General features: G+C 64.5%; 26 protein-coding genes. 7 read left to right on the top strand and 19 right to left on the bottom strand.

Going from position 1 to position 20,211, the window contains the following annotated elements; genetic code table 11:
- Together AXW67_RS44165 and AXW67_RS19665 are read left to right on the top strand one after the other, a co-directional pair.
- The coding region (locus AXW67_RS44165) for a response regulator (protein WP_245315635.1) at window positions 1-1,424 on the top strand (1,424 nt) is incomplete at its 5' end.
- 13 nt (window positions 1,425-1,437) lie between these two features.
- Window positions 1,438-2,928 carry an HWE histidine kinase domain-containing protein gene (locus tag AXW67_RS19665; RefSeq protein WP_063679187.1) on the top strand — a complete coding sequence of 497 codons (1,491 nt, stop codon included), beginning with the start codon at window positions 1,438-1,440 and terminating at the stop codon, window positions 2,926-2,928.
- Here AXW67_RS19665 and AXW67_RS44160 read toward each other — a convergent pair.
- Window positions 2,925-3,278, bottom strand: a complete 354-nt coding sequence (locus AXW67_RS44160; protein ID WP_245315633.1) for a hypothetical protein — start codon at window positions 3,276-3,278, stop codon at window positions 2,925-2,927. The genes AXW67_RS19665 and AXW67_RS44160 overlap by 4 nt on opposite strands.
- A gap of 11 nt (window positions 3,279-3,289) precedes the next feature.
- Here AXW67_RS44160 and AXW67_RS19655 point away from each other — a divergent pair, with 11 nt between their 5' ends.
- Both AXW67_RS19655 and AXW67_RS19650 read left to right on the top strand, forming a co-directional pair.
- Window positions 3,290-3,550 (top strand): hypothetical protein, encoded by a 261-nt coding sequence (locus tag AXW67_RS19655; protein WP_027553720.1) that lies wholly within the window; start codon window positions 3,290-3,292, stop codon window positions 3,548-3,550.
- Window positions 3,551-3,645: 95 nt separating this feature from the next.
- Complete coding sequence (locus tag AXW67_RS19650; protein ID WP_027553721.1) at window positions 3,646-3,864, top strand: hypothetical protein; 219 nt, start codon at window positions 3,646-3,648, stop codon at window positions 3,862-3,864.
- A 73-nt stretch (window positions 3,865-3,937) separates the two neighbouring features.
- Here the strand turns inward: AXW67_RS19650 and AXW67_RS19645 are convergent, their stop codons facing one another.
- From AXW67_RS19645 to AXW67_RS19635, 3 genes are read right to left on the bottom strand one after another with little or no spacing between them, the layout of a single operon-like run.
- Window positions 3,938-4,138, bottom strand: coding sequence for a hypothetical protein (locus AXW67_RS19645; RefSeq protein ID WP_063679186.1), 201 nt, complete (start codon window positions 4,136-4,138; stop codon window positions 3,938-3,940).
- A gap of 60 nt (window positions 4,139-4,198) precedes the next feature.
- Window positions 4,199-4,381: a hypothetical protein gene (locus AXW67_RS19640; RefSeq protein WP_063679185.1), complete on the bottom strand. Its 183-nt coding sequence runs from the start codon at window positions 4,379-4,381 to the stop codon at window positions 4,199-4,201.
- 19 nt (window positions 4,382-4,400) lie between these two features.
- Entirely contained in the window at window positions 4,401-4,622 is a 222-nt protein-coding gene (locus AXW67_RS19635) for a hypothetical protein (RefSeq protein ID WP_027553724.1), read from the bottom strand.
- Window positions 4,623-4,737: 115 nt separating this feature from the next.
- Here AXW67_RS19635 and AXW67_RS19630 point away from each other — a divergent pair, with 115 nt between their 5' ends.
- Window positions 4,738-4,932: a DUF3072 domain-containing protein gene (locus AXW67_RS19630; RefSeq protein ID WP_027553725.1), complete on the top strand. Its 195-nt coding sequence runs from the start codon at window positions 4,738-4,740 to the stop codon at window positions 4,930-4,932.
- Between the two features lie 98 nt (window positions 4,933-5,030).
- On the top strand, window positions 5,031-5,279 hold the full coding sequence (locus tag AXW67_RS19625) for a DUF6496 domain-containing protein (RefSeq protein ID WP_063679184.1): 249 nt from the start codon (window positions 5,031-5,033) through the stop codon (window positions 5,277-5,279).
- Window positions 5,280-5,355: 76 nt separating this feature from the next.
- On the opposite strand, the gene AXW67_RS19620 is transcribed toward AXW67_RS19625, so the two are convergent.
- From AXW67_RS19620 to AXW67_RS19570, 13 genes are all read right to left on the bottom strand, one after another.
- On the bottom strand, window positions 5,356-5,733 hold the full coding sequence (locus tag AXW67_RS19620; RefSeq protein ID WP_027553726.1) for a hypothetical protein: 378 nt from the start codon (window positions 5,731-5,733) through the stop codon (window positions 5,356-5,358).
- 246 nt (window positions 5,734-5,979) lie between these two features.
- Window positions 5,980-7,521, bottom strand: coding sequence for a Do family serine endopeptidase (locus AXW67_RS19615; protein ID WP_027553727.1), 1,542 nt, complete (start codon window positions 7,519-7,521; stop codon window positions 5,980-5,982).
- 267 nt (window positions 7,522-7,788) lie between these two features.
- Complete coding sequence (locus AXW67_RS40640; RefSeq protein ID WP_082907965.1) at window positions 7,789-8,001, bottom strand: hypothetical protein; 213 nt, start codon at window positions 7,999-8,001, stop codon at window positions 7,789-7,791.
- 171 nt (window positions 8,002-8,172) lie between these two features.
- The gene (locus AXW67_RS42775; RefSeq protein ID WP_161491273.1) at window positions 8,173-8,328 is read right to left on the bottom strand and encodes a hypothetical protein; all 156 of its coding nucleotides are present in this window, start codon (window positions 8,326-8,328) and stop codon (window positions 8,173-8,175) included.
- Window positions 8,329-8,336: 8 nt separating this feature from the next.
- Window positions 8,337-9,059, bottom strand: coding sequence for a ribulose-phosphate 3-epimerase (gene rpe / locus AXW67_RS19610; protein ID WP_063679183.1), 723 nt, complete (start codon window positions 9,057-9,059; stop codon window positions 8,337-8,339).
- Window positions 9,056-9,985: a CbbX protein gene (cbbX, locus tag AXW67_RS19605; protein ID WP_063679249.1), complete on the bottom strand. Its 930-nt coding sequence runs from the start codon at window positions 9,983-9,985 to the stop codon at window positions 9,056-9,058. Before cbbX ends, rpe begins: the two co-directional genes overlap by 4 nt.
- 99 nt (window positions 9,986-10,084) lie before the next feature.
- Window positions 10,085-10,492, bottom strand: coding sequence for a ribulose bisphosphate carboxylase small subunit (locus tag AXW67_RS19600; RefSeq protein ID WP_063679182.1), 408 nt, complete (start codon window positions 10,490-10,492; stop codon window positions 10,085-10,087).
- 11 nt (window positions 10,493-10,503) lie between these two features.
- Entirely contained in the window at window positions 10,504-11,964 is a 1,461-nt protein-coding gene (locus AXW67_RS19595) for a form I ribulose bisphosphate carboxylase large subunit (protein ID WP_063679181.1), read from the bottom strand.
- A 39-nt stretch (window positions 11,965-12,003) separates the two neighbouring features.
- Complete coding sequence (gene fba / locus AXW67_RS19590) at window positions 12,004-13,089, bottom strand: class II fructose-bisphosphate aldolase (RefSeq protein ID WP_027553732.1); 1,086 nt, start codon at window positions 13,087-13,089, stop codon at window positions 12,004-12,006.
- A 29-nt stretch (window positions 13,090-13,118) separates the two neighbouring features.
- A complete protein-coding gene (gene gap / locus AXW67_RS19585) occupies window positions 13,119-14,126 on the bottom strand; it encodes a type I glyceraldehyde-3-phosphate dehydrogenase (RefSeq protein ID WP_063679180.1) in 1,008 nt (335 codons plus the stop codon).
- Window positions 14,123-16,153 carry a transketolase gene (gene tkt / locus AXW67_RS19580; protein ID WP_063679179.1) on the bottom strand — a complete coding sequence of 677 codons (2,031 nt, stop codon included), beginning with the start codon at window positions 16,151-16,153 and terminating at the stop codon, window positions 14,123-14,125. The genes gap and tkt overlap by 4 nt, the downstream gene beginning before the upstream one ends.
- A gap of 28 nt (window positions 16,154-16,181) precedes the next feature.
- Complete coding sequence (locus AXW67_RS19575; protein WP_063679178.1) at window positions 16,182-17,057, bottom strand: phosphoribulokinase; 876 nt, start codon at window positions 17,055-17,057, stop codon at window positions 16,182-16,184.
- Window positions 17,058-17,069: 12 nt separating this feature from the next.
- Window positions 17,070-18,107 carry a class 1 fructose-bisphosphatase gene (locus AXW67_RS19570; RefSeq protein WP_063679177.1) on the bottom strand — a complete coding sequence of 346 codons (1,038 nt, stop codon included), beginning with the start codon at window positions 18,105-18,107 and terminating at the stop codon, window positions 17,070-17,072.
- 117 nt (window positions 18,108-18,224) lie between these two features.
- On the opposite strand from AXW67_RS19570, the gene AXW67_RS19565 reads away from it, so the two are divergent.
- Window positions 18,225-19,202 carry a LysR family transcriptional regulator gene (locus AXW67_RS19565; RefSeq protein ID WP_063679176.1) on the top strand — a complete coding sequence of 326 codons (978 nt, stop codon included), beginning with the start codon at window positions 18,225-18,227 and terminating at the stop codon, window positions 19,200-19,202.
- A gap of 253 nt (window positions 19,203-19,455) precedes the next feature.
- Here AXW67_RS19565 and AXW67_RS19560 read toward each other — a convergent pair whose 3' ends face one another.
- Window positions 19,456-19,647, bottom strand: coding sequence for a hypothetical protein (locus AXW67_RS19560; RefSeq protein WP_027553738.1), 192 nt, complete (start codon window positions 19,645-19,647; stop codon window positions 19,456-19,458).
- A gap of 137 nt (window positions 19,648-19,784) precedes the next feature.
- Complete coding sequence (locus AXW67_RS19555; RefSeq protein ID WP_027553739.1) at window positions 19,785-20,204, bottom strand: hypothetical protein; 420 nt, start codon at window positions 20,202-20,204, stop codon at window positions 19,785-19,787.
- Between the last annotated feature and the right edge of the window lie 7 nt (window positions 20,205-20,211).

Raw genomic sequence — 20,211 nt, 5'->3', positions numbered from 1 at the left:
GTCTCGGCCTTGCGATCAGCCGCGAGCTTGCCAGCCTGCTCGGCGGCGAGATCCACCTGCGCAGCGCGCCCGGCAAGGGCTCGACCTTCACGCTCTATCTGCCCCTGAAATATTCCGGCCCGACGCTCGCGCCGCGCGCCGCGCCCGCGCCGCAGCAATACAGCCAGCCGCCGGCATTGCAGCCGGCCGCGCCCGAGCAGCAGCGCGTCATCGAGCAGTTGCCCGACGACCGGCTCAACCTCGAGCCCGGCGATACTATTCTCCTGATCGTCGAGGACGATCCGCATTATGCGCGGGTGCTGGTCGACCTCGCCCGCGACAAGGGCTTCAAGGTGCTGGTCGCCGCCCGCGGCGCCGAAGCGCTCGAGCTCGCAAAGCAGTATCAGCCGACGGCCGTCTCGCTCGACGTGTTCCTGCCCGACATGCTCGGCTGGACGGTACTGAGCCAGCTCAAGCACAATCCGCTGACGCGCCACATTCCCGTGCAGATCATCACGCTCGACGAAGACCGCCAGCATGCGCTCGCCCGCGGCGCCTTCTCCTTCGTCAACAAGCCGACGACGACCGAGGGCGTCTCCGCCGCGCTGACGCAGATCAAGGAATATGCAAGGCCGCGGCGCAAGCGGCTCCTGATCGTCGAGGACAACGAGGCCGAACAGCTCTCGATCCGGGAGCTCCTGCATCACGACGACATCGAGATCGTCGCGACCGACACCGGCGCCGGCGCACTCTCGACTCTGCGCCAGCAGCCCTGCGATTGCGTGGTGCTGGACCTGCGCCTGCCCGACATGAGCGGCTTCGAGGTGCTGGACCAGATCCGCAACGACGAGATGCTGTCGAACATCCCCGTGGTGGTGTTCACCGGCCGCGAGCTCTCGGCCGAGGAGGATGCCGAGCTTCACACCATGGCGCGCAGCATCGTGGTCAAGGGCGTGGAGTCGCCGGAACGCCTGCTCGACGAGACCGCGCTGTTCCTGCATCGCGTGATCACGGAACTTCCGACCGAGAAACAGCGGATGCTCGAGAAGCTGAACAGTTCCGACGAGGATCTGATCGGCAAGACCGCGCTGCTCGTCGACGACGATGCACGCAACATCTTCGCGCTGTCGAGCGTGCTGGAACGGCGCGGCATGAAGGTGCTGACCGCAACCACCGGCCGTGAGGCGGTGGCGCTGGTCGAGTCCAATCCGGAGATCGCGATCGTGCTGATGGACATCATGATGCCGCAGATGGATGGGTATCAGACCATCGGCGTGATCCGGGAGAACCCGGCCTTTGCGCGCCTGCCGATCATCGCACTCACTGCGAAGGCGATGAAGGGCGACCGGGAGAAATGTCTGGAAGCGGGCGCGTCCGACTATCTCGCCAAACCCGTCAACACCGATCAGTTGCTGCTTGCGATCCGCATGTGGCTGCATCGCTGAGTGGGATCCGCGAATGGACCACGAAAAGGTCAATATCCTCCTTGTCGACGACCAGCCGGCCAAGCTGCTTGCCTATGAGGTGATCCTGAAGGATCTCGGTGAGAACCTGGTGATCGCCTCGTCGGGGCGCGATGCGCTGGAGGTCCTGCTGAAGACCGAGATCGCGGTGATCCTGGTCGACGTTTGCATGCCCGAGCTCGACGGTTTCGAGCTTGCCGCCATGATCCGGGAACATCCGCGCTTCCAGAAGACCGCGATGATCTTCATCTCGGCGATCCAGGTCTCCGACATCGACCGGTTGCGCGGCTATGAGATGGGCGCGGTCGACTACGTGCCGGTGCCGGTCGTGCCGGAGGTGCTGCGCGCGAAGATCAAGGTGTTTGCCGAGCTTTACCGCAAGACGCGCGAGCTCGAACGGTTGAACCAGGAACTCGAGGACCGGGTTCGCGCCCGCACGGCCGAGCTGGAGAATTCCACGGCAAAGCTGCGCGAGAGCGAGGAGCGGCGCAGCATGGCGATCGCCGCCGGCAAGATGGGATCCTGGGACTGGGACTGGATCAACGGCGACTGGATGTGGGATGAAGGCCAGTATCGCATCTTCGGCGTGACGCCAGAAACGTTCAGCGTCAGCTCGGCGAACATCCAGGCCTTGCTGCACCCTGACGACGTCGACCAGTTCCGAGCGGCGATCGCAGCATTCAATACCGGCGCGCGGGCCTATGAGGGTGAGTTCCGCATCAGCCGGCCCGACGGCGAAGTGCGTTGGTGCGTCGGCACCGCGGCCGCGACGGTGGACCCAAGCGGCCGCGTGGTTCGGGTGAGTGGCGTCACCGTCGACATCACCGAACGCAAGCGCGCAGAGGAACGGCAGAATCTGCTGGCGCGGGAGGTCGATCATCGCGCCAAGAATGCGCTGGCGCTGGCGCAATCGATCGTCCGCCTCACCCGCGCCGACAGCGTCAAGACCTACGTCAACGCGGTCGAGGGGCGCATCAACGCGCTGGCGCGCGTCCACACCATTCTGTCGCTGTCGAGCTGGCAGGGCGCCGAGCTCTCCAAGCTGATCGAGGAGGAGCTCGCGCCCTATTCGCTCGGCGGTCAGATCAGGCTCGCCGGTCCCGAGGTTCAGCTTGCGCCGGCGACGGCTCAGACGCTTGCGCTGGCGCTGCACGAGCTCTTCACCAATTCGGCGAAATATGGCGCGCTCTCGACGCGTGCAGGACGGCTCACGATCGGCTGGCAGACCGAAAACGACGTCCTCTCCTTGAGCTGGGAGGAATCCGGCGGCCCGCTAGTCAGAACGCCGAAATCTCGCGGCTTCGGCACGAGGAGCCTGCTCGCCAGCGTCGAATCCCAGCTCGGCGGGCAGGCGCAGTTCGATTGGCGTGCCGAAGGCCTGCTGTGTCGATTGGAAGTGCCGCTGACGCGCAAGGCCACGACGTCGACCTCACCCGCCAAATTCGAGGCGGCCTCCTCCGGCGAGCTTCAGCGCGCGTCGGGTTAGCGCGAAGCCGCCGTCCTCATTTGCTGCACCGGACGCGGTTCGTCGGCGACCCGTCCCTCCAGCCATGCTTCAGTTTGAGCGAGATCGCGCAACGCCTTTGCATAACGCCTGGCCGCGCGCCGCTCCGCGCCACGCGGCAGCTTGCGTGCCTTGCGCAGCATTTCAGCCGCCGCGTTGCGATAGGCCAGCGAGCGATAAAGAAAGACGACCTTTCCCATGATCACACGTCCCTTTTCCTTCTCCGCGGCATCCTCGCAAGCCCGGCATGAACGTCGGATGAAGCCCGGCGTGACAATTCGTTCATGCGCGGGGAACCCGAAGGTCATCAACCGCGTTTCCATGCTGTTCATGGGTCGGTTCCATGCGTACACAGAAAAAGCCGTCCGGCCTGATCTCCCGCACCGGTATCATCAAGGTGATGACGCATGCGATGATGGGCGCTGCGCTGGGACTGCTCTTCGGCCTGATCCTCACGTTGGTGAACCCGGCAGTCGCCACCCTGCTCAATAACGGCGGAAGTCCGGCGATCTTCGTCTTCGTGGTCACGCTGGTGACGACATTTGCGATCGGCGCCGCTTTGACGGGTGCCGTGTTCATCCTCGCCGAGGACAAGGAATTTTGAAGCGCGTGCGAGGTCCGCAACGCGCTTTGTTCGGAACTCCTGCCGGGAGACGCGGTTGGCTGCCTGCGTCAATCTAACTCAGGGAGTTCCCGCACATGAAGACGACCAAGCTCGCTCTCGCCATGATGTTGGCAATCGGCGTCGCCGCCGCGCCCTTCGCCGCGCAGGCCAAATCGCACAAAGCGAAACATCAATCATCGACGACGTCATCGCAGACGACGGGAGCCAACACGAAATCCAGCGGACCCGCAAACCCATCGAGCCAAGGCAATGCCGGCCCCGGAACGAACCAAGGCGGCAGCATGAGCAAATAGGCGGTACACGCCTCATGCAAAGGCCTCGCGATCGCGGGGCCTTTCTCGATCTGATGTTCGAGCGACACTCGTTTTAGGGCCACATCGTCGGTGCGCGGCTCAGCGCATCGCACCCGGCCCGCTTCAAATCCTCGACCGAGCAATCATCCCGTCGCGCGGCTTCGCGCAATCTCGCGGCAACGCGCTCGCGGGTCGCTGTCTCGGACACGGGAACGTCGGCACAGATTTCATCAAGAACCTTGTGCAGCAAGGCGGTCATGTCGGCATCCGACATCGGCGAACTCCGGCGTGTCGCGTTGCGTGCACGCTTTAGCTGCGTCGGATGTCAGTGATGTTAAGCCGGTCGCCGCTCGGGTGCCTTGACGAGCTGCTCGAGTTGCGCCCGCTTGCGCGAGATCAGGAGCTGTGCCGCCGCATGATCCAGGCCCTCGCGCTGCAATTGGCGGATGGCGGAGCCCAGTTCGAGGATCTCGGCGCGCAATTTCAGAATCCGGTACGTATCCGGGTCTTCGTCCACGGCGCGCCTCCGAAAGTCTTTAGCAGCGCGCGATGGGGCGCGCCGGTTTGCCGTCCTTCTTCGCGGGGCGAAGACGCATCCGATCGGCGATATCAGGCAGCACATCGCCGCCGCCGGCCGCCTTCCATTCGCCGATCAAGAGGTTGATCTTCCGCCGCAGGCCCATCTGCTCGAGCGCACGTCCGGTGCAGTCGCGGTCGCGATTGAGGAGGTCGCGAACGGACGCCTCGACGTCGGCCATTTCCAGCCTCAAGGCACTGATTTTGCGTCGAATTTCATTAATTCTATTGTCCATGGCTTGTTAGAACAAAATAAGAACATATAGTCAAGTCACGATTTCAGGATGGAGGACGGACATGCAACTTCAAGGTAAATACGATGCCAAGGTCTTGCTCGCAGAGCAGATGACGCGCGCGCAGGGGCTCAAGCTGAAGCGGCTGAGCGAAGAAGCCTACCAGCCCGCGCAATATGCGCGCGACCTGTCCTTCACCGAAGCGGCACAGCGCATCCAGGCGCTGGAGGCGGAGATCGAGCTGGCGAATTCCTTCTAGACAGCTTGCTAGACAGCTTGCCGTCGTCGCCGCCTCGCGCGGGCCTTCGGAACCATGCCTGTCGCGTACGGTTCTCCATCGGCCGAAGGAGAACATGCATGGCACGGAAAGCAAAGAAACGGCGCTATTCGCGCAGCTCCGACAAAGACGTCGAAAGCGAGATGCGGCGCTACAAGAAGGGCACCGCGAAGAGCGGCCGCGGCGGTCGTGGCGGACGCGTAAAGAGCCGCAAGCAGGCAATCGCGATCGGACTGTCGAAGGCACGCAAGAAGGGCAAGAAGGTCCCGAAGAAGAAGGCCACGAAGAAGGCGTCGAAGAAGCGGAAGTCATCGAAGAAGAAGCGCTAACGCTACGACGAGATTCGGCAAGGCGCGCAGGCGGGGCGCGCCTTGCCGAAGATCGACAATCACTCAGATCGTGTTCTCAGATCATGCTGCCCGGCATGAAGCAGCGAATCGAGATACCGAAGGCAGTCTTGACCGGCCACACCATGGTGCGGCCGGCAAGGTTTGGTTCGGTGATCACCGCCTCGTCCGGCACCTCGACCCATTGCCCATCGAGCCGCACCCGATAGTGTCCATTGTGCGATTCCCAGTCGGGATCGGCGACGGCGACGCCATCGGCATCCGAGCAACAGGGACCGAGATGGCTGCGCAAGCTGTCGAACCACGGCTTGAGCGGAGAATTGGAGTAGCGGCCATCGTCACGCCCCAGGGCGCTTCGGCTGTAGAGCACGAACGGCACCACGAGCAGCGCGCTTCTCCGCGAGAGCTTCAATCGATCCATGTCGGCACCGATCAAATGCGAACTCCCGGCCACCGGCCGGGTGGTTGAAGTTCCACTCTTGCAACCGTCGCGGCAGCGCCATTGCCGCCGGGACGCAACTCCCACAAGACTGCCGCGTGAACGCGGCTTTTTCAGACAAACCCGTCACTATTGCTGCCGTTAACGAGAATGTTATCGGCCTCCTTAAAGTATGTCGCAGCGGAGCGTGAAAAAGGCGGCCCGCTGGCCGCCTTTTTGATTTGCGATCGAAGGCGTCCGGGCTCAGGCGAGCGGCACGGCGACGAACCGAGTGGCGTCGGCGCTCTTCACCTGCAGCAGCACGCTGCGCTTGCCGGACGATTTCGCCTGCATCAGCTCCGAGCGGACGTCGCCAGCATTGGTGACCGCCTTACCGCCGACATTGAGAATGACGTCGCCGGTCTGGATACCGCGCTGCGCAGCCGGACCCTGCGGGTCGACCTCGGTGACGACGACGCCCTTCTGGCCCGCACCCTGCACGTCGCCGGCCGGCGCCAGGCTGAGACCGAGGCGCGGCGTGCCGGCGTCCGGCTGCACCTTGCCCTCGGTGGCCTTGGCCTGCCGCTCATTCGGCAACTCGCCGAGCGCGACAGTCACCGTCTTGCTCTCACCCTTGTGCCAGACGTCGAGCTTCACCGAGCTGCCCGGCGCCATCGTGCCGATAGTGCGGGCGAGGTCGCGGGAGTCCTTGACCGCGGTGCCGTTGACGGCGGTGATGACGTCGCCCGCCTCGATGCCCGCCTTCGCCGCGGGGCTGCCGTCCTGCGGATTGTCGACGATCGCGCCCCTCGCCTCCTTCAGGCCGAGGCTGTCGGCGATATCAGCGTTTACCGGCTGGACCTGCACGCCGAGCCAGCCACGGGTGACCGAGCCCTTGTCCTTCAGCTGGGCAACAACGAGCTTTGCTGTTGCCGCCGGAATGTCGAAACCGATGCCGACCGAGCCGCCGGAGGGCGAGAAGATCGCGGTGTTCACGCCGATCACGTTGCCGTTCATGTCGAACGCCGGACCGCCGGAATTGCCCTTGTTGATCGGCGCGTCGATCTGAATGTAGTCGTCATAGGGACCGTTGCCGATGTCGCGGCCGCTGGCCGAGACGATGCCGGCGGTCACGGTGCCACCGAGGCCGAAGGGATTGCCGACCGCGACCACCCAGTCGCCGATCCGCGGCTTCTGGTCGGAGAATTTGACGAACGCAAAGTCCTTCTTGCCTTCGACCTTGATCAGCGCCAGGTCGGTCTTCGGATCGGTGCCGACCACCTTCGCGGTGTAGATCGTGCCGTCATCCGTCGTCACTTGCACGGATTGGGCATGGTCGACGACGTGGTTGTTGGTCACCGCGTAACCGTCAGCCGAAATGAAGAAGCCGGAGCCCTCGCCCGTAACCATCTGGTGGCGCTGGCGGGGCATACCGTTCATGCCATTGGGCATGTCATTGGGAGAGCGGAAGCCGAACTGCCGCGAGAACTGCTCGAACGGCGAATCCTCGTCGGAATCCATCCGATTCTGCTGCAGCATCGCACTCTTGTCGCTGTCCTGGTCAATCTTCACCCGCACCGAGATCACGGCGGGCTTCACCTTGGACACGAGATCGGCGAAGCCGGGCGGCGTCGCGGTCGTTTCAGCGGCCTGCGCCGGGGCAATGAGAGAAGCCTGGAAGGGAGACGTGCCCGGAGCCGTCGCCAGCACGGCGAGGCCGAGCGCGCCCACGGTGCCAAGCAGCGCGAGCCGGCGTGGCCGGAGAATGGTATGGGGTTTAGTGCCGGAATTGACGGGATCGTTCATGTCGAAATGTCCATGTTGGAAGGTGTCGCCTTGCATCCAACATGGGCGCCGCAACCTTACGACGTCCCGTCCACGCGATTAAATCTTGGCAAAGAATGTGCGGCCGGGGCCGCGGCCGAAATTGCGCGACTCGGTTCGAGACCGGCTCAGTGTGAGCGGTGGTCAGCAAACACCTGCGAGCGGAGCAGCGCAATACCTACGCCGCGCCGGAGACCATGACAGTCCCGGGGAGTGACGTCGTTTTGACGAAAGCAGTGTCCGACTTCATCAGGCCGCAGCCGGAGTTTCCCATTTCGGAGCGGCCGGAGCCTCGTCTTCGGCTTTCGCGTTGCACGCGTCGAAATGAGCTTTCAGCTCGATTTCAGCGAGATGTTCGAAATGCTCGGCCTGGCCAAGGAGTTCCCAGGTCTGGAGCGGTCGATAGGCCGCCTGTTGACGACAGAGGGATGCAAGTGCCCGGTAGCGACGTACGTTCTCCATGAGACCCTCCCTCGCGTTCAACTCGGCTTATTGCCTTGATTTGCGTCAGGGCGATGGCGGTTATGCAAAAGATTTTCTGCGGGCCAACTTGCCATCCCGCTCGCCTAACCTGGGTTAATTTCTAGGAAACGCGAGTGGTTCCTGCGCCCGTGGGAACCGACTGCTCGCAGGCTACGCGTAGAGGCGACGCTTGACATTGACGCCGATCAAATCGAGATCACGCTCGATGAGTTCCGGCCGGCCGATGAAATAGCCCTGCATCTCCTCGCAGGCTTCGCCCGCGAGGAACGCGCGGCGGCGCCACGGCGTATTCGCCGCATGAACCACCCGTTAGTCTACCGGAGTGCCGTCTCGACGGCACGCGCCGGCGGCGCCGAATTGGGAACCCGGCCGGCTTCCGCGGCGAGGCGAATAGCCCCGATGTTGCGGGCATAGTCGGCGCTGTCGTTACCGCGAAACACCGCCGATCCCGCAACCAGCGTATCGGCGCCCGCAGCGGCAACGGCCGCCGCGTTATCGCGCGTGATGCCGCCATCCACCTCGAGCCGGATCGGCCGACCGCCGATCATGCTGCGAATTCGCCTGATCTTCCCGATCTGGGAATCGAGGAACGATTGCCCGCCGAAGCCGGGATTGACCGTCATCACCAGGATGAGATCGACGCGATCGAGCACATGTTCGATTGCAGTTTCCGGCGTCGCCGGGCACAGGCTGACACCGGCCTTCTTGCCGAGCGCGCCGATCGCCTGCAATGAGCGATCAAGATGCGGACCGGCCTCGGCATGGACCGTGATGATGTCGGCGCCGGCCTTGGCGAAGGCCTCGATATAGGGATCCACCGGCGCAATCATGAGATGGACGTCGAATGCCTTCCGGGTGATGGGCCGGATCGCCTTGATGATGTCAGCGCCGAAGCTGATGTTGGGCACGAAATGCCCGTCCATCACGTCGCAATGGATCCAGTCGGCACCGGCCGCGTCGATTGCGGCGATCTCTTCGCCGAGCTTTGCGAAATTGGCGGCCAGGATTGACGGCGCAATCACGATGTCCCTGGTCATGGCTTTGCACTCCTTGCGTCGGCTGCGGCGCCGCCGTTGAACACACGGCTCGCAAGCACGTCGACGGCGTCGATGGTTTCGAGATCGGCGATGTCGAGCATACGGTCGAGATCAGACACCAGGCGGTCGGCCTGGCGCAGCCGGATGCGGTCGACGGCGTTGCGGATCGAGCGCGCATTCGAGAAGAACGGCTGCGTCCGGCGCAACGCGATGTACCTCTCGAGCGCATCACGCGCAGGGCTCGACAGGCGATAGCCGCGCTCCTGCAACATCAACTCCGCGATGAAGAGCAGCTCCGCTTCAGAATAGTCCGGGAATTCGATGTGATGGGCGATGCGCGAGCGAAAGCCGGGATTGGAGGCAAAGAAGCTCGTCATCCGCTCACCATAACCGGCAAGTATCACGACGAGATCCTCGCGCTGGTTCTCCATCACCTGGAGCAGGATCTCGATGGCCTCCTGGCCATAGTCGCGCTCATTGTCGGGGCGGTGCAGATAATAGGCCTCGTCGATGAACAGCACGCCGCCCATCGCCTTCTTCAGGATCTCCTTCGTCTTCGGCGCAGTGTGGCCGATATACTGGCCGACGAGATCGTCACGCGTCACCGAGATCACCTGCCCGCGCCGCACGAAGCCGAGACCGTGCAGGATCTTCGCCATGCGCAACGCGACCGTGGTCTTGCCGGTGCCGGGATTGCCGGTGAACGACATGTGCAGGGTCGGCGGCGCGGAGGCCCGTCCTGCCCGCTGCCGCATGCGCTCGACGAGCAGGAGCGAGGCGATCTGGCGCACCCGGTTCTTGACCGGCTTCAGGCCGATCAGCTCCTGCTCGAGCTGTTGCAGCGTGGAGGTGATCCCGGCCGCTTCGGCCTCCTTGCGCAGGTCGAAGGCGGTCTCCGTGGTGGTCGGGTTCGGTACATCAAGCATCGGCATCTCGAAGAAAAGGGCTTCGCCGCGGGGGAGCGGCGAAGCAGTGGTCCGCCAAGGAAACGGAGCAGGGAGCGCTCCGCGCGGAAGCGAAAAGGCTTACGGCGCGGCGTGCTGCGTGGCCTTGCGCACCGTCGTGTAGCGGGTCGCACGGCCGTTCACCTCTTGCCGCACCAGCTCGAACTCGGCCTCCTGCTTCGGCCGGTTCACCAGGAACGAGATCCGCACCGATTCCCAGCCATGGCTGGAATCGAAGCCGCTGATGCGGATGTAGCGGTCGCCGTACACCCTGCGGCATTCGGCGAGCTCCATCATCACGCCGGCAGCGTCCTGAAGATCGAACATCGGCAGGCCCCACATCTCCCAATAAGTGTTGCGGGGATGCGGATCGTCGGTGAACTCGATGTTCACCGCCCAGCCATTGGTGAGGCAGTACTGCACCTGCTTGTAGATCTGGTCGTCGGTCAGATCGGGCAGGTACGAAAAGCAGCCCTGGGTCAGCTTCATGTCTATTCTCCTCAAGCGGTTTCCAGCGCCGTCGGCACGAAGTCCGGCGTGTCGGTGGATTGATAGTTGAAGGTGACGTCCTTCCAGACATCGAGCGCGGCCTTCAGCGGCGTGCATGTTTGAGCCGCCTTGGCCAGGATCTCCGGACCTTCATGGACGTAGTCGCGGCCCTCGTTGCGCGCGAGGATCATCGCCTCCAGCGCCACGCGGTTGGCGGTCGCGCCGGCCGCGATGCCCATGGGATGGCCGATGGTGCCGCCGCCGAATTGCAGCACGACGTCCTCGCCGAGGAGATCGAGCAGCTGATGCATCTGGCCGGCATGGATGCCGCCGGAGGCGACCGGCATCATCTTGTTCAGGCTCGCCCAGGACTGGTCGAAGAACAGGCCGTGTTCGAGCTTCGTCGGATTGAAGTCCTCGCGGCAGACGTCGTAGTAGCCGCGCGTGGTGTTGGGGTCGCCCTCGAGCTTGCCGACCACGGTGCCGGCATGGATGTGGTCGACGCCGGCGAGCCGCATCCATTTGGCGATGACGCGGAATGACACGCCGTGGCTCTTCTGCCGCGTATAGGTCGAGTGACCGGCGCGATGCAGATGCAGGATCATGTCGTTGCGCCGCGCCCACTTGGCCATGGACTGGATCGCGGTGTAGCCGATCACGAGATCGATCATGACGATGACCGAGCCGAGCTCCTTGGCAAACTCCGCGCGCTCATACATGTCTTCCATCGTCCCCGCGGTGATGTTGAGGTAAGTCCCCTTCACTTCGCCGGAGGCCGCCTGCGCGCGGTTCACCGCCTCCATGCAGTAGAGGAAGCGGTCGCGCCAGTGCATGAAGGACTGCGAGTTGATGTTCTCGTCGTCCTTGGTGAAATCGAGGCCGCCCTTCAGCGCCTCGTAGACGACGCGGCCGTAATTGCGGCCGGAGAGCCCGAGCTTGGGCTTGACGGTCGCGCCCAGCAGCGGCCGGCCGAACTTGTCGAGCCGCTCGCGCTCGACCACGATGCCGGTCGCAGGCCCCTGGAACGTCTTCACATAGGCGACAGGGAAGCGCATGTCCTCGAGCCGAAGCGCCTTCAGCGGCTTGAAGCCGAAGACGTTGCCGATGATCGACGCCGAGAGATTGGCGATCGAGCCCGGCTCGAACAGATCGAGGTCGTAGGCGATGTAGGCGAAGTAGGAGCCCGGCGAGCCCGGCACCGGATCGACGCGATAGCATTTCGCGCGATACTTCTCGGCCGCCGTCAGCCGGTCGGTCCACACCACCGTCCAGGTCGCGGTTGAGGATTCGCCGGCCACCGCCGCCGAAGCCTCGATCGGATCGACCCCCTCCTGCGGCGTCACGCGGAACAGCGCGATGACGTCGGTGTCCTTCGGCGTGTAGTCGGGCTCCCAATAGCCCATGCGCTTGTATTCCATGACGCCCGAGCGATAGCGCTCTTTGCCGCGGACCGTGCCTGCATGTGCGTTCATGTCTCTCTCCTGTTTCTTCTCTCTGCTCTTTCTGATCGGTCAGGCCGCGACGGGCTCGCGGGCGTCGATGCGTGGATCCAATTCGCCGGCGCGGTACCGCCGCGCCATCTCGCTCATCGGGATCACCTTGATCTTGCTTGCGTGGCCTGCGGTGCCGAACTGCTCGAACCGCTCGCGGCACAACTCGCGCATCGCGTCCATCGCGGGCTTGAGGAATTTGCGCGGATCGAACTCGGAGCGCGTTTGAGCGGCGACCTTGCGGAACACCGCTGTCATGGCCAGCCGGCAGTCGGTATCGATATTGACCTTGCGGACGCCGCTCTTGATGCCACGGACGATTTCCTCGACCGGCACGCCCCAGGTCTGCGGCATCTCGCCGCCGAACTGGTTGAACATGTCCTGGAGCGGCTGCGGCACCGAGGACGAGCCATGCATAACAAGATGCGTGTTCGGGAGCCGCCGATGGATCTCCTCGACCACCCGCATCGCCAGGATGTCGCCGTCCGGCTTGCGGCTGAACTTGTAGGCGCCGTGCGAGGTGCCCATCGCGATCGCCAGCGCGTCGACTTTCGTCGCGCGGACGAAATCGACCGCCTGGTCGGGATCGGTCAGCAACTGGTCGTGGCTGACCTTGCCTTCGACGCCGTGACCGTCCTCCTGCTCGCCGCCGCCGTGCTCGAGCGAGCCGAGCACACCGAGCTCGCCTTCGACCGACGCACCGACCCAATGGGCGAGATCGACGACGCGGCCGGTGATCGCGACGTTGTAGTCGTAATCTGCCGCCGTCTTGGCGTCGGCCTTCAGCGAGCCGTCCATCATCACCGAGGTGAAGCCGTGGGCGATGGCGCTGGCGCAGGTCGCCTCGTCATTGCCGTGGTCCTGGTGCATGCAGAGCGGAATGTCCGGATAGGTCCGCTCCAGCGCATCGATCATGTGCGAGAGCATGAGATCGCCGGCATAGCTGCGCGCGCCGCGCGAGGCCTGCATGATCACGGGCGCGTCGACCTCGGCCGCCGCCTGCATGATCGCGATGCCCTGCTCCATGTTGTTGATGTTGAACGCCGGCACCGCGTAGCCGTGGTGCGCTGCGTGGTCGAGCAGTTGTCGAAGGGTAATGCGTGCCAAGGCAGTTCTCCGTTTCGTCTTCCGTCAGCTCAGATCAGCCGGCCCATCGCAGCGGCGGTGTCCGCCATGCGGTTGGAAAAGCCCCATTCGTTGTCGTACCAGCTCATCACCCGCACCAGATTGCCGTCCATGACCTTGGTTTGGTCGAGATGGACGGTGCTGGAGCGCGGATCGTGGTTGAAGTCGGTGGAGACATTGGGCGCGTCGGTGGCTCCGAGGATGTCCTTTAGCCGTCCATTGGCTGCCGCCTGGACCGCGTCGTTGATCTCCTTCGCGCTCGTTGCGCGCCTGGCGACGAACTTGAAATCGACCACCGATACATTCGGCGTCGGCACGCGGATCGCCACGCCGTCGAGCTTGCCCTTCAGCTCGGGCAGCACTAGGCCCACGGCCTTGGCCGCGCCAGTCGAGGTCGGAATCATCGACAGCGCGGCGGCGCGGGCGCGGTAGAGATCCTTGTGGAACGTATCGAGCGTCGGCTGATCGCCAGTGTAGGAGTGGATCGTGGTCATGAAGCCTTTCTCGATGCCGACCGCCTCGTCCAGCACCTGTGCGAGCGGCGCGAGGCAATTGGTCGAGCACGAGGCATTGGAGACCACGATGTGATCGCCGGTCAGCTTGAGATGGTTGACGCCGAACACGACGGTGAGGTCGACCTCGCTCGCCGGCGCCGAGACCAGCACGCGCTTCGCGCCCGCCTGAAGGTGTGCGGCGGCCTTCTCGCGCGAGGTGAACAGGCCGGTGCATTCCAGCACGATATCGACGCCAAGTGCGCGATGCGGCAGTTGCGCGGGATCCTTGATCGCCGTCACCTTGATCGGACCGCCGCCGATATCGATCGTATCGCCGTCGACCCTGACCTCGCCGGGGAAGCGGCCGTGGACGGAGTCGAACCGCAACAGATGCGCGTTGGTCTCCACCGGACCGAGGTCGTTGATCGCGACCACCTCGATGTCGTTGCGGCGGGACTCGGCGATCGCGCGCAGCACACTGCGGCCGATCCGGCCAAATCCGTTGATGGCGACACGCAAGCTCATGCTTCTTTTCCCTCGTTTCGACGCGCGACCGAGCGCCTGGCCGCCTCTGCAATGCTCTGCGGGGTGATGCCGAATTCGCGGTACAGCACCGGCGCCGGCGCCGAGGCGCCGAAGCCACGCATGCCGATGAACTCGCCGTCGGCACCGAGCCACCGCGCCCAATCGCCCTGCACCGCTGCTTCGATGCCGATGCGCGGCGCGGTGCCGAGGACAGTGGCGCGGTAATCCTCCGGCTGCTCCTCGAACAGAGCGAAGCAGGGCGCCGAGACCACAGCGGCACGGATATGCTCGGTCGCCAGCAGGCGCGCCGCCTCCAGCGCGATCGATACTTCCGACCCGGTCGCGATCAGCGTGACGTCGCGGCCGCCGTCCGGCGTGACGACGAGATAGGCGCCGCGCGCGACGCGGTTCCTGCCGCGCGCATCGCTACGGAAGGTCGGCAATGCCTGCCGCGACAGGCACAGCACTGAGGGGCGATTTTCCGCCTCGAGCGCGCAGTCCCAGGCTTCCAGCGTCTCGACCGCGTCGGCTGGGCGGAACACCAACAGGTTCGGAATGACGCGCAGCGCGGCAAGATGCTCGACCGGCTGATGCGTCGGACCATCCTCGCCGAGACCGATGGAGTCATGGGTCATCACGTGGATGATGCGCAGCCGCATCAAGGCGGCAAGGCGAATGGCCGGCCGGCTGTAGTCGGAGAAGGCGAGGAACGTGCCGCCATAGGGGATGAAGCCGCCATGCAGCGCAAGCCCGTTCATCGCCGCCGCCATGCCATGCTCGCGAATGCCGAAGTGGATGTAGTCGCCGGCGAACGCGCCGCGCTTGACCGGAGCCTGGCCTTTGGCGTGCGTCAGGTTCGAATGCGTCAGATCCGCCGAGCCGCCGACAAGGCCGGGAATCGTCGCGGCAATGCCGTCGAGCACCTGTTGCGAGGCCTGCCGCGTCGCGATCTTCGGACGCTCGGTGGCAAAGCGCTCGCGCAGTTTCGCCGACGCCTGGGCATAGGCGCTCGGCAGGGCAACCGCCTTGCCCTCGATGAACAATTCGCGCTGCTCGGGCGTCGCGCATTCATAGCGATCGAGCCAGGCGAGGCGTGCGACTTGTCCGCGCTGTCCGATCATCCGCCACGCCTTCGCAACCGGGATCGGCACCACGAAGGGCTGATAGTCCCAGCCGAGCGTCCGTCTCGCCGCAGCCGTCTGCTCGGTGCCGAGCGGAGCGCCATGCGCCTTCTCGGTGCCCTGCCGGTCCGGCGCACCGTAGCCGATGATGGTGCGGCAGGCGATCAGCGACGGCTGTGCAGTCTCGCGCTCTTCGGCGATCGCCTGCGCGATCGCCTCGGGATCGTGCCCGTCGACACGGCGCACCGACCAACCCGAGGCAGCGAAGCGGGCGAGCTGGTCATCCGAGGTCGCAAGCGAGGTCGGACCGTCGATGGAGATGCCGTTGTCGTCGAACAGCACGATCAGGCGGCCAAGCTGGAGATGCCCGGCGAGCGAGATCGCCTCCTGGCTGATGCCCTCCATCAGGCAGCCGTCGCCGGCGATCACGTAAGTGAAGTGATCGACGAGGCCGTCGCCATGCCGCGCATTGCCCATGCGTTCGGCAAGCGCCATTCCGACGGCGGTCGCGATCCCCTGCCCCAGCGGTCCCGTCGTGGTCTCGACGCCCGGCGTGTGACCATATTCGGGATGGCCCGGAGTCTTCGAGCCCCACTGCCGGAACGCCTTGATGTCATCGAGGCTGACATCGCCGCCGGTGAGATGCAGCAATGCATAGAGCAGCATCGAGCCGTGACCCGCCGACAGCACGAAGCGGTCGCGATCCGGCCAATTGGGATGCGCAGAGTCGAATTTGAGGAAACGCGAGAACAGCACGGTTGCGACGTCCGCCATGCCCATGGGCAGGCCGGGATGGCCGGACTGCGAGGTTTCGATGGCGTCGACCGCGAGGAAGCGGACAGCATTGGCGAGATCGCTATGCGTGACCGCAGTGAGGTCGGCTTCGGCATGAACCGAGATGTTCATCAAACGCTCCCGATGTTGTTGTTGCGCATCACTTCAGGCTTCGCTTGCGCTCGATGAGCTGCATGATCAGCGGCGTCAGGATGAGCTGCATCGCCAGATCGAGTTTTGCGCCCGGGCAGACGATCGAGTTGGCACGCGACATCCAGCTGTGCGGCAGCATCGAGAGCAGGTAAGGGAAGTCGATGCCGCGCGGATTCTTGAAGCGGATCACGACCATCGATTCGTCCGGCGTCGGGATCCAGCGCGCGATGAACGGATTGGACGTGTCCACCGTCGGCACGCGCTGGAAGTTGATGTCGGTCTCGGTGAATTGCGGGCAGATGTAGTGGATGTAATCCGGCATCCGCCGCAGGATGGTGTCGGTGACGGCCTCTGTGGAATAGCCTCGCGCGCTGCGATCGCGATGCAGCTTCTGGATCCATTCGAGATTGATGACGGGGACGACGCCGATCTTCAGATCGGCATAGCGCGCGACATTGACCTTGTCGGTGACGACCGCGCCGTGCAGGCCTTCGTAGAACAACAGGTCCGAATTCTCAGGCAGCCGCTTCCACTCGGTGAAGGTGCCGGGCGCTGTACCATGCAACGCGGATTCTTCGGCGTCGTGGACATAGTGCCGCGTCACCGCGGCGCCGGTCTCGCCATAGTCGCGGAATGCCCGCTCCAGCTCCTCGAACAAATTGGTCTCGGGGCTGAAATGGCTGAAGTGCTTGTTGCCGCGCTCGGCTTCCTTCGCCATCTGCGTGCGCATCTCGGCGCGGTCGTAGCGATGGAAGGCGTCGCCTTCGATGTAGACGGCGTTGACGCGCTCACGGAAGAAGATCTGCTCGAAGGTCTTCTTGACCGAGGTGGTGCCGGCTCCGGAGGAGCCGGTGATGGAGATGATCGGATGCTTCCTGGACATGCGTCACCTCGCTCAGAGCCGGAAGAAGCCGCGCCGCGCGAACAGCGGGGCGGAAACGCTCGCGACCAGCAGCGGATCGCAATGAAGTTCCTCGACGCGGCGTACCTCGTTGCTCGAGCCCATGATCAAGGGCACGCGCTGATGCAGATCGCGCGCGGCAAGGTCGAGGATGCGTTCGCGCCCCGTGGAGGCGGAGCCGCCGGCCTGCTCGACGATGAAGGCCATTGGATGCGCTTCGTAAGTGAGGCGCAGGCGGCCGTCGCCATAGCCGGGCCGTGCATCGGACGGATAGAGGAAGACGCCACCACGGGTGAGGATGCGGTAGGCCTCAGCGACCAGCGAGCCGATCCATCGCATGTTGAAGTCGTGATTGGCGGGCCCCTCGACACCGGCGAGGCATTCGTCGATGAAGGCGCGCACCGGCGGATCCCAGTGCCGGCGGTTGGAGCCGTTGATCGCGAACTCCTCGCAGGACTCGGGGATCTGCACGTTGCCGCGCGCAAGGCGGAAGCAACCGGACTTGCGGTCATGGGTGAAAATGTCGACGCCGTCGCCGAGCGTCAGCACCAGCGAGGTCTGCGGGCCGTAGGTGATGAACCCCGCCGCAAGCTGCGCCGAGCCGCGCTGATGAAAGGCGAGCGCGAGATCATCCGGCGCCGGCAGGATCGAGAAGATCGTGCCGACCGTCATGTTGATGTCGATGTTGGACGAGCCATCGAGCGGGTCCATCGCGACGCAGATCCTGCCCTCGCGATCGACGATCTGCGGCTCGCGCATCTCTTCGGATGCGAGGGCCGCGATCGGCAGCTTGCCGAGGCAGCGGCGCAGGATCGCATCGGCCTGGACATCGAGATCGCGCTGGAGATCGCCGTCGCTGTTGCGGCCCGTCGTCAGGCCGGAGGCATCGGCGAGCTGCCCGGTGCTGGTGAGATCGGCGATCTCAAGTGAGCCTGCCGCGATGGCATCGACTGCCGCCGCCACCGCCAAAGCGTGCGGCGCGGTCTCAGAATACCGTTGAAGGTGGTCGTCCAGCCTGATTTGCCCGGTCATCTGCGCTCATCCCCTTGCTGGCGCCGCCTCCATTTCCTCCCCGTAGAGGCCGGTGCGGTCCGTCCCAGCACGATGAGATTGACAGGGCCGGCCTAATAAGGAAAATTTCTATTCATAATGAGCCTCAAAGAATTTTCTTATAATGGTCCTGGCCATGCCGCGACCCAGCTCCGGCATCTGACGATCCGGCAGCTGCGCTCACTCGCGGCACTCTCGGCCAAGGGCAGCGTCACGGCGGCGTCCAGCCATCTCGGGTTGACCCAGCCGGCGGTGACGCAGCAGCTCCGGCAGCTTCAGGACCTCGCCGGCTTGCCGCTGGTGCAGCGGACCGGCGACGGCATGCTGCTGACGGAAGCGGGCAAGGAAGTGCTCGCGCTGGCCGAGCGCGTCGAAGCCGCGATCGCGGACTGTCAGGGCGCGCTCGACCTCCTCGCGGGGCGAACCGGGGGCACGGTGCATCTCGGCGCGGTCTCGACCGCGAAGTACTTCGTGCCGCATGCGATCGCGGCGTTCTCGAAGCGGTATCCGAAGATCGAGATCAAGCTGACCATCGGCAACCGTGAGGACATCCGCGAGGCCATGCACGGCTACGATCTCGATTTCGCGGTGATGGGTAGGCCACCGGCCGACGTCAGCGTCGACGTGCGTCAGCTCGGGGGCAATCCGCACATCATCGTCGCGCGCAAGGGGCACTGGCTGGAGAAGGATGCCGGCCTCGGCCTGACCGATCTCGTGCACGAGACCTTCCTCACCCGTGAGCCGGGATCGGGCACGCGGACGCTGATGGAGGGCATGTTCCAGAAGTCGGATCTCGAGCCGATCATCGGCATGGAGATGAGCAGCAACGAGACCATCAAGCAGGCGGTGATCGCCGGACTCGGCATCGCCTTCATCTCAGCGCACACGGTCGCCCATGAGCTCGCGGAGGGCCGGCTCATCGTGCTCGATGTCGCCGGACTGCCCATCGTCCGGCAGTGGTACGTGATCCGCCGCAGCGACAAGGTGCTGCTGCCGCCGGCGCAGGCGATGTTCGATTTTCTGGGCTCGGAGGGATCGAACTATCTGCCCGATGTGCCGGAATTCGGCCGGCGATAGTCTTCAGCTCATCAGCTTCATGGCGACCGTCGCTGCCAGAATCACGATGATCTGGAGCAGACGCTCTGTCGTGAAGATGCGGTTGAAGGTGGTCATCGCGTGCCCCCTGCCGACGTCAAGGCAATCTGACGGAGGCGTTGCTATCACACCCGTATGCCGGGGTAACTCCGTAGAGACCACGGGTGCTGCCGGCGCACGTTGCGCGGCGAACGTCGGCGGTCTTGTCGCTGACGTTCGGCCTGATGGTTAACACTCACGCAGCGAGCGCGAGGTCCGTGCGGGCGGCGAAATAGGCTTCCAGCTCCGCGATCGCGCGCGCTTCCCACTCCGTGGCCTGCTCCAGCAGCGACCAGCTCTGGCGCGGCCGGAACGCGGCGGTCTGCCGATACAGCGATGCGATTCCGCGGTAGCGGCGCACGTTCTCCAAAATGGCCTGGCCGTTCATGTCCGAAAACTCCCTCGTCATTCCCGGGGGAGAAACTGCGGCCAAACGTTTTGCGAAAAGTTAGCGGCGCACGAGAAGCGCGCGGATGGTTGCCGGACCGTTGCGCCGAGGCAACGCGCCCTCGGCGCGAAGCCCAATTATTGCGGATTCGTTGCCGCGCCCTCGCCTGTCGGCCTCATTCCTCCGCGGCTGACGATTGCCATCGTCTCGCGGCAGAGATCGGCAAGGCCGATCAGGAGCACGGCGAGCAGGAAGAACAGCTTGATGGAATCCGCATAGACGGTGGTCAACGGGCTGAACTCGAAGAACGGCGGCATGAATGCCCACCATACCAGCGGAATGGTGAGCAGAGCGGCGACCGCAGCTGCCGGCGCACCGGCCACGATCCCGACGACGAAGATGCTGGGCAGGAACGCCGCGAACCAGAGCTGCGCACCAAGCGCGACGCAGATGCCCTGAAGCGTGGCCGACACCGCCACAGTCGCAAAGCCGAGCAGAAATGCCTGCCACGACCATGGCCGTACCCGCGGTACGCCGAACAGTCCCGCACGCCTCATAAGCCTC

Origin of the sequence: Bradyrhizobium neotropicale (genome assembly GCF_001641695.1) — a bacterium.
GTDB classification, from domain to species: domain Bacteria; phylum Pseudomonadota; class Alphaproteobacteria; order Rhizobiales; family Xanthobacteraceae; genus Bradyrhizobium; species Bradyrhizobium neotropicale.
This window is presented reverse-complemented; position numbering and strand designations above follow the sequence as displayed.

Bases quoted from the DNA above. Each gene is read 5' to 3' on its own strand.
- AXW67_RS19665 (WP_063679187.1), top strand. From the start codon at position 1,438: ATGGACCACGAAAAGGTCAATATCCTCCTTGTCGACGACCAGCCGGCC.
- AXW67_RS44160 (WP_245315633.1), bottom strand. From the start codon at position 3,278: ATGAACAGCATGGAAACGCGGTTGATGACCTTCGGGTTCCCCGCGCAT.
- AXW67_RS19655 (WP_027553720.1), top strand. From the start codon at position 3,290: ATGCGTACACAGAAAAAGCCGTCCGGCCTGATCTCCCGCACCGGTATC.
- AXW67_RS19650 (WP_027553721.1), top strand. From the start codon at position 3,646: ATGAAGACGACCAAGCTCGCTCTCGCCATGATGTTGGCAATCGGCGTC.
- AXW67_RS19645 (WP_063679186.1), bottom strand. From the start codon at position 4,138: ATGTCGGATGCCGACATGACCGCCTTGCTGCACAAGGTTCTTGATGAA.
- AXW67_RS19635 (WP_027553724.1), bottom strand. From the start codon at position 4,622: ATGGCCGACGTCGAGGCGTCCGTTCGCGACCTCCTCAATCGCGACCGC.
- AXW67_RS19630 (WP_027553725.1), top strand. From the start codon at position 4,738: ATGCAACTTCAAGGTAAATACGATGCCAAGGTCTTGCTCGCAGAGCAG.
- AXW67_RS19625 (WP_063679184.1), top strand. From the start codon at position 5,031: ATGGCACGGAAAGCAAAGAAACGGCGCTATTCGCGCAGCTCCGACAAA.
- AXW67_RS19615 (WP_027553727.1), bottom strand. From the start codon at position 7,521: ATGAACGATCCCGTCAATTCCGGCACTAAACCCCATACCATTCTCCGG.
- AXW67_RS40640 (WP_082907965.1), bottom strand. From the start codon at position 8,001: ATGGAGAACGTACGTCGCTACCGGGCACTTGCATCCCTCTGTCGTCAA.
- rpe (WP_063679183.1), bottom strand. From the start codon at position 9,059: ATGACCAGGGACATCGTGATTGCGCCGTCAATCCTGGCCGCCAATTTC.
- cbbX (WP_063679249.1), bottom strand. From the start codon at position 9,985: ATGCTTGATGTACCGAACCCGACCACCACGGAGACCGCCTTCGACCTG.
- AXW67_RS19600 (WP_063679182.1), bottom strand. From the start codon at position 10,492: ATGAAGCTGACCCAGGGCTGCTTTTCGTACCTGCCCGATCTGACCGAC.
- AXW67_RS19595 (WP_063679181.1), bottom strand. From the start codon at position 11,964: ATGAACGCACATGCAGGCACGGTCCGCGGCAAAGAGCGCTATCGCTCG.
- gap (WP_063679180.1), bottom strand. From the start codon at position 14,126: ATGAGCTTGCGTGTCGCCATCAACGGATTTGGCCGGATCGGCCGCAGT.
- tkt (WP_063679179.1), bottom strand. From the start codon at position 16,153: ATGAACATCTCGGTTCATGCCGAAGCCGACCTCACTGCGGTCACGCAT.
- AXW67_RS19575 (WP_063679178.1), bottom strand. From the start codon at position 17,057: ATGTCCAGGAAGCATCCGATCATCTCCATCACCGGCTCCTCCGGAGCC.
- AXW67_RS19570 (WP_063679177.1), bottom strand. From the start codon at position 18,107: ATGACCGGGCAAATCAGGCTGGACGACCACCTTCAACGGTATTCTGAG.
- AXW67_RS19565 (WP_063679176.1), top strand. From the start codon at position 18,225: ATGAGCCTCAAAGAATTTTCTTATAATGGTCCTGGCCATGCCGCGACC.
- AXW67_RS19560 (WP_027553738.1), bottom strand. From the start codon at position 19,647: ATGAACGGCCAGGCCATTTTGGAGAACGTGCGCCGCTACCGCGGAATC.
- AXW67_RS19555 (WP_027553739.1), bottom strand. From the start codon at position 20,204: ATGAGGCGTGCGGGACTGTTCGGCGTACCGCGGGTACGGCCATGGTCG.